Below are 13,032 nucleotides of genomic sequence, written 5' to 3'. Positions count from 1 at the left end.
TGAGGTAGTGCCGGCCGCTGGCCGGCAACCACGCCCGGCCCACGCTTCCATGGATTGCCGGCCAGCGGCCGGCACTACCCCTTGCGCGTGCAGATCGGCCCTGCGGATGAAACGATCTGGCCCGCCCTCGTCATCCCACGCTGCGGGCAAGGGAGTATCGTTGGCGCAGCCGCCAGCCCGGGAAGCGACACCCTGCCAGCCGCCGCTTCCCTTTCCCCAACTGAAGTAGTGCGGAGTTGATGCAATGAGCAAAGCTGCAAGCAAGGGTTTCAGAATCGAACACGACAGCATGGGCGAGCTGCAGGTGCCTGCGGACGCCCTGTGGGGCGCCCAGACCCAGCGTGCCGTGCAGAACTTCCCGGTGTCGGGCCAGCGCATGCCGCGCGGTTTCATCCGTGCCCTGGGCCTGGTCAAGGGCGCCGCCGCGGGCGTCAACGCAGAACTGGGCCACCTGCCGAAGAACGTGGCCAAGGCCATCCAGACCGCTGCCGCCGAAGTGGCCGCCGGCAACTGGGACGCGCAGTTCCCGATCGATGTCTATCAGACGGGTTCTGGCACGTCCTCGAACATGAATGCCAACGAGGTCATCGCCACCCTGGCCAACCGTGCCGGCAAGGCGGGCAAGACCAGTGTGCACCCCAATGACCACGTCAACCAGGGGCAGAGCTCCAACGACGTGATTCCGACCGCGTTGCGGGTGTCGGCGGTGTTGGCGACGCATGAGCAGCTGCTGCCGGCGCTGGTGCACCTGCGCAAGACCCTGGACAAGAAGGGCCGCAGCCTGCGCAAGGTGGTCAAGACCGGCCGCACCCACCTGATGGATGCGATGCCGCTGACCTTCGAGCAGGAATTCGGCGCGTGGTCGGCGCAGCTGGCGTCGGCGCAGGAGCGTATCGAAGACAGCCTCAAGCGCGTGCGCCGGCTGCCGCTGGGTGGCACCGCCATCGGCACCGGCATCAATGCCGATCCGCGCTTCGGTGCACAGGTGGCCAAGGCACTGAAGCAGCAGACCGGTTTCAAGTTCGACAGTGCCGAGAACAAGTTCGAAGGCCTGGCCGCACAGGACGACGCGGTGGAGCTTTCCGGTCAGCTCAATGCGCTGGCGGTGGCGCTGATCAAGATCGCCAACGACCTGCGTTGGATGAACGCCGGTCCGCTGGCCGGGCTGGGCGAGATCGAACTGCCGGCGCTGCAGCCGGGCAGCTCGATCATGCCGGGCAAGGTCAACCCTGTGATTCCGGAAGCGACGGTGATGGCCTGTGCACAGGTGATCGGTCACCACACTGCGATCACCGTGGCCGGGCAGACCGGCAACTTCCAGCTCAACGTCACCCTGCCGCTGATCGCAGTGAACCTGCTCGATGGCATCGGCCTGCTGGCCAACGTGTCCACCCTGCTGGCCGACAGTGCGATTGCCGGGCTGAAGGTGCGCGAGGACCGCGTTGCCGAGGCGCTGGCGCGCAACCCGATCCTGGTTACCGCCCTCAACCCGATCATCGGCTACGAGAAGGCTGCGGCGATTGCCAAGCGCGCGTACAAGGAACAGCGCCCGGTGCTGGATGTGGCGCTGGAGGACAGTGGGCTGGAGGAGGCCGAGCTGCGTCGCCTGCTGGACCCGACCGCGCTGACCGCCGGTGGCATCCAGGCCGGTGGGGGCGGCGCCGGCGGTTGATCGGCCGGTTGTAGAGTCGAGCCACGCTCGACGGTTGTTCCGGAGTCGAGCATGGCTCGACTCTACAGAAAGCAGAAACGCCGCCCTTTGGGCGGCGTTTTTTTTCAGCGACGGTCGGCGACGATGTTGCCGAAGGTGTCGGTGTAATCCTTGAACTCCGGGATGCGCTGGATCAGGTCCGCCGGAATCACGACCATGCCCTCCGGCGGTTGGATCTTCACCGGCTGCATGTTCGGATCGGCCGGTGCGGCCACCAGGGTGTTCTGGCGCAGCACCTGCAGCTTGCCGAACATGGTCTGCAGCATCTGTTTCTGCCCGTCGTCCAGCGGAATCTGGATCTCGTCCATCTTCATCGTGCCGTCGGCGAGGATGATGATGTTCGGCGCGGGCGGGCGACGCACGGTGACCATGCCTTCGCTGACGGAAATCTTGGGCTTGCCACGCTCGGCGCGGTGGTTGCGGTACTCCTGGTCACAGCCGGCCAGGCCAAGGCAGAGCAGGGCGGTCAACAGCAGAAACAGCTTCTTCATGACATTCGGTTCGGGGGCGTCCGGGGCCGCCATTGTAAGCCGGGCGGCGCACTACGGCCGGCAGCCGGACGCCGCTGCCGGCCGGGTGCGCTGATCTGTCACAGGCCTAGCGCTGGACCACGGTGTCCTTGCCGCAGTCGTCCACGTCGCTCTGGTCCATGGTCGCGTAGGGCTTGAATGCCGGCAGTTCACGTGCGAGCGCCTGCTGGCTGGCCAGCATCGCCGGAAGGCGGTCGCAGATGCGCTTGGCCTGGGCTTCGATCTTCTCGGCTTCGGCATTGATGCGCTTTTCGACACCTTCGCTGTCGCCACTGAAAATGCCCTTCAGCGCTTCGCCGGCAGCACTGGCACCCAGTTTGGCGCCGGCCAGGCCGACATCCATGCCGTCCATCGCGATGGCGACCACGTGGCCGCGGTAGTCCTGCAGATGACGGCGCTGGATATCGTTGGCGGCGATCTCCTTGCCCGCGATCAGCAGGCGGCCATCCGGCGTGATCTCCGCACGCGGCTGCTTGTCCGCCGAGATCTTGATGTTGCCCTGGGCGATATCCTTGCGGGCATCGTCCATGGCGTTCCTGACGGTCTCGCCGACGCCGCCTGTGGCTTCGGCCACACTCTTGCCAACGGTCTTGTCGGGTGCTGACGACGTGCCGCCGCAGGCGATCAGCGGCAGGGACAGCAGCACAGTGGGCAACAGGCGCAACAGGTTCATGGTGTTCCCCTGGTAGTGTCTGGAAGAGGGTTTACTTGCTGCGCGGCAGAGTGACCCGGCCGCTGACGTTGCGATGATCGACGTCACCGCTGCCGCTGTGGTCGACGGTCAGGGTGCCGCGCACGCCGTCGACGTTGATGTCGCCCGAGCCGTGGCTGCGGACATGCACATTGCCGCCGATGTCGGCCAGATCGACCCCGCCGGAGCCGACCACGCCCACTTCAACGCTGCCCTGCACGCGCTTGAACTCGATATCACCCGAGCCCACGGTATCCAGCCGCGCGTTGCCACGCACATCGCTGATCTTCAGGTCACCGGAGCCGACGGTACCGGTGCTGGCATCGCCGCTGATGTTGCGTACGGTGACGTCGCCGGAACCCAGCGACAGCAGATTCAGGGAGCTGCCGCCATCGATGTTGAGGTCGCCCGAACCCACTGCAGCGTGGATGCTGCCGCGGGTACCGCGGACCACGGCATCACCGGAACCCACGTCCACGCTCAGCGACTGTGCGTTCTCCACGCTGGCCTCGCCCGAGCCGATCTTGAACTGCAGCGGCATGTTGTCCGGCACGCTGCCACGGATATCCAGCCAGGCGTAGCTGTTGCCCAGGCTGATGCCGCTTTGGCGGCCGTCGCGGCGCAGGCTCACCACCAGCTTGTCGCCGACCTTGCGCTGCTCCAGCACCAGCTGGTCCAGCCATTCCTGGCTGGACGCGCAGGCGCGGCCGTCCAGCTGGCCGCCGCCAGCGCTGGCGACCACCTTCAGGTCATGCTGATTGACCTCGAACACCACCGTCCTGGCACCAGCCACGTCCAGCTTCAGTGCGCGGGCGGCAGTGAACTTGCAGTTCGGAGCATCGGCGGCCAGCGCCGACAACGGCAACAGCAACAACGCAGAACAGGCGAGCAAAGAACGCATGGGTGGTGCCTCCGGATGGATGGGATCAGATCTCGCCGGCGCGCTTGCGCAGGCGGATGGCAAGGAAGATGAACACTGCACCGACGACGGCGCCGATCCACAGCTCCGGCATCGCCAGCGACTTCAGCTGCGAGGCGGGGGACATCAGGCTGACGACCGAGTCCAGATCGCGGCGCGATGCTTCGTCGGCGCCGAGGCGATACAGCAGGTCCATGCCGGGCACGCCGCCCAGCAGCAGGCGGCCGACGATGTTCTGCCAGAACCAGCCGGTGGTCAGGCCGAACAGCGGCATCATCTTGGTGGAGCTGACAATGATGCCGGCAAACAGCGGCAACATTACCGCCCACAGGAACGGCTTGCTCCTGGCCCATGCCGAGCACAGCAGCAGCCAGCCGGCGGTGGGCAGGGTCCACAGGGCATAGACCGGAATCCAGGCCAGGTGTCCAGCGGCCAGGGTCAGCGGGCTGGCCGGGCCCCAGATCAGGGTCATCGGGCTGCCACCGTGCAGCAGCGCGACGGCACTGATGATCAGCATGAAGCCGAACATGGTGAGGATGCCGGCGATGACCGCGATCAATGGTGCCACGATCAGTGCGCTGATCACCTTGGACAGCACGGTCTGCGTGTCCGACAGCGGCAACGACTTCCAGAACAGGATGCTGCGGTCACGACGATCGTCGTAGAGGGCGCCCAGGCAGTAGAAGAACACGACGAAGGCCAGCACCACGAACGGCCAGCTTGAACTGAGTACCAGAGTCAGATCCAGGCCGTTGCCAAGATCAGCAAGGTCCTTGGCACTGATGTCACGGGTGAGCAGGGCCAGGTTCAGGCCGTTGATGTTCACGTTCTCGCCATCGATGTGCAGGCCGCCGTCGCGTGCTGCACGGTTCAGCGCGAACAGGCCGAAGGCAATGCCGGCGATGCTCATCACCAGTGAGATCAGGCCCGCGATCAACGGGGCATACAGGAAGCCGCCGCGGTTCTCCCAGTACTCGCGCTTGAGCAGCCAGCGCAGGGTGCCGATCGGGCTGATGGGGTGGTTGACGGCATTCATGCGTAGGTCCCCTTCATGATGGCGACGAACAGGTCGGCCAGGCCCGGGATGCGGGTCTCGCCGAGAGAGGAAAGCTGGGTGCGCGGCACGCCATCGAACAGCATCACCGTCTTGCCGAACGCCAGGCTGCGCTCGTCGATCGGCTTCAGGGCGCGCGCGGTGTCCAGCTGGTCGGCATTGACCAGCAGCTCGGTATAGCGCTGGCCGACGTCGTCCATTTCCGCGTCGAGCACGATGCGGCCATCGCGGATGAACATCACGTCGCTGAGGATGTGCTCGATCTCCTCCACCTGGTGGGTGGTGACGATGATGGTTTTCTGTTCGTCGAAGTAGTCTTCCAGCAGGCGCTGGTAGAACTCCTTGCGGTACAGGATGTCCAGGCCCAGGGTCGGCTCGTCCAGCACCAGGATGCGGGCATCGATGGCCATCACCAGCGCCAGGTGCAGCTGCACGATCATGCCCTTGGACAGCTCGCGCACGCGCTGCTTCGGCTGCAGCTTGGTGTTGGCCAGGAAGCGCTCGCAGCGGGCGCGGTCGAAGCGCGGGTGGACGCCGGCCACGAAATCGATCGCCTCGCGCACCTTCAGCCAGCGCGGCAGCACGGCGACGTCGGCGATGAAGCAGATGTCGTTCATCAGTTCGTCGCGGTGCAGTCGCGGGTCGCGGCCGAGCACGCTCAGTTCACCCTCCACCGAGGTCAGCCCAAGAATGGCCTTCAGCGCGGTGGTCTTGCCGGCGCCATTGGGCCCGATCAGGCCGACGATGCGCCCGCTTGGAATGCTGAAACTGGCGTTGTCGAGGGCGACCGTGGTCTTGTAGGCCTTGCGCAGGCCTCGGGCGGTGATGACCGACTCACTTGCAGTGCTATTCATCAGACTTTCCCCTGGGGCAGCAATTCGTCGAGGCTCAGGCCCAGGCGCTGGATGCGCTCCAGAACCGCCGGCCATTCTTCGTTGAGGAAACGGTCGCGTTCGCTGCTGCGCAGCTGCGTGGCCGCCTGCTCGGTCATGAACATGCCCAGGCCGCGGCGCTTCTCGACCAGGCCTTCGTCGGCCAGCTCCTGGTAAGCGCGCGAAACGGTGATGGGGTTGAGTTGATAGTCGGCGGCCACCTGGCGCACCGAAGGCAGGGCATCGCCCGGCTTGAGGATTCCGTCGAGCATCATGGCGATCACGCGCTCCTTCAACTGACGGTAGATGGGAGCGCCGTCGCTCCACTGGATGTCGCTCATATTCAGCTCCGTGGGGTCAGCGGCTGGGCGAACGAGAAATACGGCATGGACAGCGCGCTGTGCAGCCGACGCGGGGGAGGGGGGGAGGAGGAGGGGGCGTTCCCTGCGGGGGAGAGAGTCGCGTCCTGCGCACTTTCAGCAGCGGCGGAAACAGGGGCGGTGGGCGTGGCCCACCAGGCCAGCACGAGCAGGGTCGAAACAGCGACGGCCGCGGGTGCGGTGAGGTTGCGACGGATCCGGACGTTCATGGCTTCCCCCTGTCTCAGATGACTGGTGTTGTATGCAACTATAACACCGGCACGCCTACGTGCAACCCCTTGCCGTCCCCAACTGATGGCAGGGGTGGTCAGATTGCTGAAACATCCCTCTAGTCGATTGATTTAAAAGGGAAATGAATCTTCTGCAGGGGGCTTTTCGGGGCGGCCTTCCATTCAGTGATGTCCATGCTATGTCATCACTGCGCCTTCGATGGCGCCCGGGCAGCACATTCGCCACGCCGCGCAAAGCCCGGGATGGACCTGTGCCATCAGGGGCTCCAGAGCCCGGTGCTATAGTTCGGCCGATTCCCGGCCAGCACTGGCCGGGCCTTGTGAATGGCTACCGCGGACCGCCTCTGATGCCCCTGCCGACCGTTTCCCCGTGCCGCCTGCGCGGCCTGTCCCTGCTGGCCCTGATGGTGGCCGGCGCCGCCGGTTCCGCCAGTGCGCTGGCGGCCGACCTGCTCGATCTGGAATACCGGCCGTTGGCCAGCAAGCAGCAGGTGAATCTGCAGCAGCGCTATCACGGGCAGGTGCTGCTGGTGGTCAACACCGCCAGCAAGTGTGGCTACACGCCGCAGTACGAAGGGCTGGAGGCGCTGCAGAAGCGCTATGCAGGCCGCGGTTTTGCGGTGCTGGGCTTTCCTTCCAATGACTTCAAGGGCCAGGAACCGGGTGACGAGAAGCAGATCCAGGACTTCTGCACCCTGACCTACGGCGTCAAGTTCCCGATGTTCGAGAAGGTGCATGTGGTCGGCACGCAGGCCACGCCGCTGTACCAGCGGTTGACCGTAGCGACCGGCGTTGCGCCGGCCTGGAACTTCCACAAGTACCTCGTGGGCCGCGATGGCAAGGTCATTGCCCAGTTCGCCAGCAAGGTGACGCCGGACGATCCGCAGCTGACCGCGGCCATCGACAAGGCGCTGGCGGCAGCCGCCACGCATTGATATCCAGCACGCATGCCTCGACATCGACGGCATGCGTGCGACAATGTTTCTTTTCGCGCCGACGTCGGCGCCCAGACACTTCCAGGAATGCAGCGAATGAAGATGGGAATGCGCGGCGCCGCGGCGTCGGTTCTGATTCTGGCGATGGGCACTTCGGGTGTCGCTCTGTCGCAACAACCGGCTGCCCCCGCAGCCGCCAAGGAGACCGCAACCTTGAATTCCCCCAAGCAGAAGCTCGGCTACGCCATCGGCCTTGATGTCGCCAAGTCGTTCACCCCGATCGCCGATGAGATCGATGTGGCCGCCCTGCGCACCGCCGTTGAGCGTTCGTTCGAGGGCCTGCAGCCGCAGATCACCCAGGAACAGGCCAAGGCCACCGATGCCGCCCTGCGCCAGGTCGTGATGGCCCGCAGCGGCCAGCAGGTGCCGGGCGTGGCACCGGGCTCGCAGCCGCCGAAGGTCGACCGCGTCAAGGTGTCGCAGATGATCGGCTCCTACTCGGTGGGTCCGTCGCTGGCGCAGCTGAAGGACGATATCGATGTCGCCTCGTTGTTTGACGCAATCAGCACCGGCCTGACCAAGGGCCAGCCGAAGATGACGGAAGCTGACGCGACCGCCACCATCCAGGCCTTCATGGGTGCCAAGCAGGCTGAAATGCAGGCCAAGGCCGCCCAGGCTGCGCAGACCAACCGCACGGAAGGCAACGCATTCCTGGCCAAGAACAAGACCCAGCCGGGCGTGGTGACCACCTCGTCGGGCCTGCAGTACCAGGTGATCCGCCCGGGTAGCGGCGAGCGCCCGCTGCCGAGCAGCAAGGTGCGCGTGAACTACGAAGGCAAGCTGCTCAACGGCACCGTGTTCGACAGTTCCTACGGCCGCCAGCCGGCCGAGTTCGGTCTGGACCAGGTGATCAAGGGCTGGACCGAAGGCGTCGCGCTGATGCCGGTCGGTTCGAAGTACCGCTTCTGGATCCCGGGCGAACTCGCCTACGGTGAGAACGGCACCCCGGGCGGCCCGATCGGCCCGAACGCGACTCTGACGTTCGACGTCGAGCTGCTGGGCGTTCTGCCGTAAGTCATTCAGGAGCGAATACGGATATGCGCGTTGCGATTTTTGGTACCGGCTACGTTGGACTGGTGACCGGTACCTGCCTGGCCGATGTTGGTCATCAGGTGGTCTGTGTCGATATCGACCAGGCCAAGGTGGATGGCCTCAACCAGGGCATCATCCCGATCTATGAACCCGGCCTGGAGCCGATGGTGAAGGCCAACCATGCCGCAGCGCGGCTGGCGTTCACCACGGATGCCGCGGCCGCCATCGATCACGGCCAGGTGGTGTTCATCGCCGTTGGTACGCCGCCGGACGAGGATGGCAGTGCCGATCTTCAATACGTGCTTGCCGTAGCCCGAACCATTGGTCGGCACATGAGTGTGCCGACCGTGGTGGTGAACAAGTCGACGGTGCCGGTCGGCACCGCCGACAAGGTGCGTGCCGCCATTGCCGAAGAGCTGGCCGCGCGTGGCGCGGACATCGCCTTCGACGTGGTGTCCAACCCGGAATTCCTGAAGGAAGGCGATGCGGTTGCGGACTGCATGCGCCCGGACCGCATCATCATCGGTGCGGCGAACGAAGAGTCGGTGGCGGTGATGCGTCGCCTGTACGCGCCGTTCAACCGCAACCACGACCGCGTGGTGGAAATGGACGTGCGTTCGGCCGAACTGACCAAGTACGCCGCCAATGCGATGCTGGCGACCAAGATTTCGTTCATGAATGAAATCGCCAACATCGCTGAACGCGTCGGTGCCGATGTCGAGCAGGTCCGCCAGGGCATTGGTTCGGATCCACGCATCGGCTGGCACTTCATCTATCCGGGTGCCGGTTACGGCGGCTCGTGCTTCCCCAAGGACGTGCAGGCATTGGCCCGTACCGCCCAGCAGTATGGCCTTGAGCCGAAGCTGCTCAATGCGGTTGAAGCGGTCAACGATGCGCAGAAGGGCCATCTGTTTGCCCTCATCCAGCGTCATTACGACAAGGGCGAGGACGAGGGCGTGCGTGGAAAGACCTTCGCCGTATGGGGTCTGGCCTTCAAGCCGAACACCGACGACATGCGTGAGGCCTCCAGCCGTCGACTGCTGGCGCAGCTGTGGGAAGGCGGTGCGACGGTGCGTGCCTACGATCCGGAGGCGATGCACGAGTCGCAGCGCATCTTCGGCGAACGCGATGACCTGGTGTTCTGCAACAGTGCCGATGAAGCGCTGCAGGGTGCCGACGCGCTGGTGGTGGTGACCGAGTGGAAGCAGTTCCGCAGCCCCGACTTCCAGAAGCTGCGCGAGCAGCTGAAGGATGCGGCGGTGTTCGACGGCCGCAACCTGTATGAGCCGGGCGAAGTGGAAGCCGCAGGTCTTGCGTACTACGGCATTGGCCGGGGGCGCTCGTTGCATGTCTGATCTGCCCACTGAACGCGAGCAGGCGCTGGAAGCGCGCCTGGTCGAGCTGGAAATGCGCGTGTCCTTCCAGGAACAGGCGCTGGCCGAGCTGAGCGACGCGCTGGCTGATGCCCGCATGCAGGGCATGCGCAACGCCGATGTGCTGCGCGTGCTGCTGGAAGACCTGGGCAAGGTCCGCAACGCACTGAATTCTTCCGATCCGGCGAGCGAACCGCCGCCGCCGCACTACTGATCCGAATCCTATGAGCGATACCCTCCGCGACCAGCTGATGGGCCTGGGCTTCAAGCCCGCGCCCAAGCCCGAGCGCAAGAATGATGGCCCCCGCCGTGATGGCCGCCCGCAGGGCAAGGGTGGCAACGGCAACGGCAATGGAAAGCCGCAGGGCGCAGGCAAGGGCGAGCACAAGCCCGGTGAGCGTCGTGGGCAGGGCCATGGCGCGGGCAAGCCCGGCGGGCATGCGCGCGGTGGCCAGGGCCAGCAGGGCCCGCGCAAGCCGCGCAGCACCGAAGAGATGGACCTGGCCAAGGCCTATGCCATCCGGGCGCAGCGGGAGAAGGAAGAGCGCATCGAGACCGAGCGCCTGAAGCAGGAAGAAGCACGCGTGCGCCGCGAGGCGAAGGCCAAGCTGGAAGAACTGCTGAAGGACAAGAGCCTCAACGCCGAGGCAGCGGACATCGCCCGCCACTTCCCGTATGGCGGCAAGATCAAGCGCATCTATGTGACCGCCGAACAGCTGACCGCGCTCAATGCCGGTGAGCTGGGTGTGGTCCAGCTCAATGGCCGCTACCTGCTGGTAACGGCCGACGTGCTGGCACAGTCCGAGGCGGTGTTCGCCGCATCGGTGGCGCTGAAGGTCGATCCGAATGCGCCGGCCGAGGAAGATCCCTACGCGGACCCGCAATACCAGGTGCCGGACGACCTGGTCTGGTAAAGGCGCAACCACCGCGGACGGCACTGCCCCGCGGTTGGGGGGAAGGGATGACCGCTGATCCAAGCCGTGGCTACGTGCCGCACATTGACGGCCTGCGCGCGATTGCCGTGCTGGCCGTCATCGTGTTCCACCTGGACCCGGCCTGGTTGCCGGGCGGGTTCACCGGCGTAGACGTGTTCTTCGTCATTTCCGGGTTCGTGGTCAGCGCATCGGTGCACCGGCTGCCGTCGTTGTCGCTGTGGCAGTCGATGCTGCGCTTCTATTCGCGCCGCATCCGCCGCATCGCACCTGCGCTGATCAGCTGCCTGCTGTTGACCGCTGTCGGCAGCGTGCTGTTCATTCCCGAGTCCTGGCTCAGCGAGGCCAGTGACAAGACCGGGCTGATGGCATTCTTCGGCTTCAGCAACTGGGTGCTGGCGCTGATCGGCAACGATTATTTCGCGCCCAAGGCCGAATTCAATCCCTATACCCATACCTGGTCGCTGGGCGTGGAGGAACAGTTCTACCTGCTGTTCCCGCTGCTGTTCCTGGCCTGGGCGCGCGGCGCGCGCGGGCGTTGGATCAGCCTTGGCCTGTTTGCCGTGGTCAGTGCGGCGTCACTGCTGCATTCGGCGGTGCTGGGCCTGCGCGAGGCACCGCCATCGTGGGCGTTCTACGCCACCACTACGCGGCTGTGGCAACTGGGCGTTGGCGTACTGCTGTTCCAGTTGCTGCATGTTCGCCAGCCAGTGGATGCGGTGACGACGACTGCACTGAAGCGCGCTGCGCCCGTGTTCTCGCTGCTCGCGATGGTGGCGCTGGCCTTGCTGTGCTGGGCATTGTGGACCGCACGGGCCGGACGTTCGCCGTGGCCTGATGGCCTGCTGCCGACCTTTGCTGCGGCAGGCCTGCTGTGGGCGCTGCATCATCATCCCCGGTCCTGGGTGGCACGCCTGTTGGCCAGCAGGCCGATGCGCTCCATCGGCCTGCTGTCGTACTCGCTGTATCTGTGGCACTGGCCGGTATTCGTGCTGATGCGCTGGACCGTGGGCCTGCAGACACCCCTGCAGATGAGCGCTGCGATGGCGCTGGTGCTGCTGCTGTCGTGGTTGTCGTGGCGCTGGGTGGAGCAACCGTTCCGGGGCCCCTTGGCGCAGCATCTGCGCCCGGGTCGCTGGGTGCTGGCAGGTTCGGTTGTGCTGCTGGTCGCGGCCGGCACCCAGACGCTGCTGTACCTGCAGGCACCGCGGATATCACTGAGCACGGTCAGTCGGCATCCCGGCGACTGGTATCCCAACGGCAAGAGCGTGGCAGGCGACTATCCCGACTGCAGCCTGGTGACCACCAAGCGACGCTTCGAAGGTGGCAGCATGCGGACCTATGCGCGTGGTGACTGCGATCGGCCGGTGCCTGCCGGTGCGCCGAAGCAGGTGTTCGTTGCTGGCGATTCGCATGCAATGGCCTACATCGAGCTGCTGCAGCGGCTGGCGCTTGAGAGTGGCTCGGAGGTGATTCTCTACGGTCGTGGTGGATGCCCGCAGGTGAGCCTGCAGAAGTGGCGCGGCGCGGGTGCCGGTTGCAGTGATTTCGACGCAGCGATGCTCGCCGATGTCACGCAGCGTGCGCAGCCAGGTGATGCCGTGGTGCTGGTGTCGCTGCGGATACCGCGCTTGTCCGATCAGTTCGTATTGTTCGATGCGCAGGCGCAGCTGGCGGGCGAGCTGACCCCGGAAGCCACTGCAGGACGCGAGGCCGAAGTGGCCGAGGCGATCACCCAGTGGAAACCGTTGGCCGAGCGCGGTGTGCGAATTGTGCTGGAGGCGCCCAAACCGGTGCTGCCGGCGCCGCCGTATCGCTGTTCGGACCGCTTCAACGCGCGCAACGAGATCTGCCGCAATGGCCTGGACAGCACGCGTGAGGCGATGGAAACGCTCCGTGCGCCGATGCTGGGCAGCCTGCAGCAGGTGGTCGATGGCCTGCCAGGGGGTGTGCTGTGGGATCCGATGCCGGTGCTGTGTGATGACGTGCTGTGCCCGGCGCAGCGCGATGGCCGGCCGTTGTTCTTCGATGGCGATCACCTCAGCGCGCATGGCAACCGTGTGCTGCTGCCGTCGCTGCAGCAGGTACTGCTGCAGCAGTAGGACCGGCGCCGGCGTCAGGCCTTGAAGCGGCTCCGGCGTGCGCGGATCAGTGGCAGGCTCGGTGCGAAGAAGCACAGCAGTGCGCCGACCAGGGCAAACGACACCGGACGAGAAACCGTCAAAGCCCAGCGCAATGATGAAGCGAAAAGGGGACGGAGGGGATTAAGTCGTTTTGGGCACAAACGACTTAATCCCCTCCGTCCCCTTTTTG

Annotated in this window: 14 protein-coding genes; 7 read left to right on the top strand and 7 right to left on the bottom strand. The window is 65.4% G+C overall.

Annotated elements, in window-relative coordinates; all coding sequences use genetic code 11:
* Positions 1 to 244: 244 nt before the first annotated feature.
* On the top strand, positions 245 to 1,672 hold the full coding sequence (locus ACSYS9_RS15985) for a class II fumarate hydratase (protein WP_049462122.1): 1,428 nt from the start codon (positions 245 to 247) through the stop codon (positions 1,670 to 1,672).
* Between the two features lie 104 nt (positions 1,673 to 1,776).
* On the opposite strand, the gene ACSYS9_RS15980 is transcribed toward ACSYS9_RS15985, so the two are convergent.
* From ACSYS9_RS15980 to ACSYS9_RS15950, 7 genes are all read right to left on the bottom strand, one after another.
* The gene (locus ACSYS9_RS15980; RefSeq protein WP_032130459.1) at positions 1,777 to 2,202 is read right to left on the bottom strand and encodes a hypothetical protein; all 426 of its coding nucleotides are present in this window, start codon (positions 2,200 to 2,202) and stop codon (positions 1,777 to 1,779) included.
* 106 nt (positions 2,203 to 2,308) lie between these two features.
* Positions 2,309 to 2,914 (bottom strand): hypothetical protein, encoded by a 606-nt coding sequence (locus ACSYS9_RS15975; protein WP_071227453.1) that lies wholly within the window; start codon positions 2,912 to 2,914, stop codon positions 2,309 to 2,311.
* A 31-nt stretch (positions 2,915 to 2,945) separates the two neighbouring features.
* Positions 2,946 to 3,833 (bottom strand): DUF4097 family beta strand repeat-containing protein, encoded by an 888-nt coding sequence (locus tag ACSYS9_RS15970; protein WP_071227454.1) that lies wholly within the window; start codon positions 3,831 to 3,833, stop codon positions 2,946 to 2,948.
* Positions 3,834 to 3,858: 25 nt separating this feature from the next.
* A complete protein-coding gene (locus ACSYS9_RS15965) occupies positions 3,859 to 4,887 on the bottom strand; it encodes an ABC-2 transporter permease (protein WP_049463148.1) in 1,029 nt (342 codons plus the stop codon).
* Positions 4,884 to 5,759 carry an ABC transporter ATP-binding protein gene (locus ACSYS9_RS15960; RefSeq protein WP_032130455.1) on the bottom strand — a complete coding sequence of 292 codons (876 nt, stop codon included), beginning with the start codon at positions 5,757 to 5,759 and terminating at the stop codon, positions 4,884 to 4,886. The genes ACSYS9_RS15965 and ACSYS9_RS15960 overlap by 4 nt, the downstream gene beginning before the upstream one ends.
* Positions 5,759 to 6,118: a GntR family transcriptional regulator gene (locus ACSYS9_RS15955; protein ID WP_006453095.1), complete on the bottom strand. Its 360-nt coding sequence runs from the start codon at positions 6,116 to 6,118 to the stop codon at positions 5,759 to 5,761. The genes ACSYS9_RS15960 and ACSYS9_RS15955 overlap by 1 nt, the downstream gene beginning before the upstream one ends.
* A gap of 2 nt (positions 6,119 to 6,120) precedes the next feature.
* Positions 6,121 to 6,366 (bottom strand): hypothetical protein, encoded by a 246-nt coding sequence (locus tag ACSYS9_RS15950; protein WP_080355172.1) that lies wholly within the window; start codon positions 6,364 to 6,366, stop codon positions 6,121 to 6,123.
* Between the two features lie 368 nt (positions 6,367 to 6,734).
* On the opposite strand from ACSYS9_RS15950, the gene ACSYS9_RS15945 reads away from it, so the two are divergent.
* From ACSYS9_RS15945 to ACSYS9_RS15920, 6 genes are all read left to right on the top strand, one after another.
* Positions 6,735 to 7,322, top strand: a complete 588-nt coding sequence (locus ACSYS9_RS15945) for a glutathione peroxidase (RefSeq protein ID WP_049463149.1) — start codon at positions 6,735 to 6,737, stop codon at positions 7,320 to 7,322.
* A gap of 96 nt (positions 7,323 to 7,418) precedes the next feature.
* Complete coding sequence (locus ACSYS9_RS15940; RefSeq protein WP_019337358.1) at positions 7,419 to 8,396, top strand: FKBP-type peptidyl-prolyl cis-trans isomerase N-terminal domain-containing protein; 978 nt, start codon at positions 7,419 to 7,421, stop codon at positions 8,394 to 8,396.
* A 23-nt stretch (positions 8,397 to 8,419) separates the two neighbouring features.
* Complete coding sequence (locus ACSYS9_RS15935) at positions 8,420 to 9,769, top strand: UDP-glucose dehydrogenase family protein (protein ID WP_032127659.1); 1,350 nt, start codon at positions 8,420 to 8,422, stop codon at positions 9,767 to 9,769.
* Positions 9,762 to 10,001, top strand: coding sequence for a SlyX family protein (locus ACSYS9_RS15930; protein WP_019660397.1), 240 nt, complete (start codon positions 9,762 to 9,764; stop codon positions 9,999 to 10,001). Before ACSYS9_RS15935 ends, ACSYS9_RS15930 begins: the two co-directional genes overlap by 8 nt.
* A gap of 10 nt (positions 10,002 to 10,011) precedes the next feature.
* On the top strand, positions 10,012 to 10,701 hold the full coding sequence (locus ACSYS9_RS15925; RefSeq protein WP_032127660.1) for a DUF2058 domain-containing protein: 690 nt from the start codon (positions 10,012 to 10,014) through the stop codon (positions 10,699 to 10,701).
* A gap of 47 nt (positions 10,702 to 10,748) precedes the next feature.
* The gene (locus ACSYS9_RS15920; RefSeq protein WP_071227455.1) at positions 10,749 to 12,821 is read left to right on the top strand and encodes an acyltransferase family protein; all 2,073 of its coding nucleotides are present in this window, start codon (positions 10,749 to 10,751) and stop codon (positions 12,819 to 12,821) included.
* Positions 12,822 to 13,032: the final 211 nt, after the last annotated feature.

This window comes from Stenotrophomonas sp. STK17_22 (genome assembly GCF_051983905.1).
GTDB classification, from domain to species: Bacteria; Pseudomonadota; Gammaproteobacteria; order Xanthomonadales; family Xanthomonadaceae; genus Stenotrophomonas; species Stenotrophomonas maltophilia_A.
The sequence above is the reverse complement of the archived record's forward strand: the minus strand, read 5'-3'. Positions and strand labels throughout refer to the sequence as shown.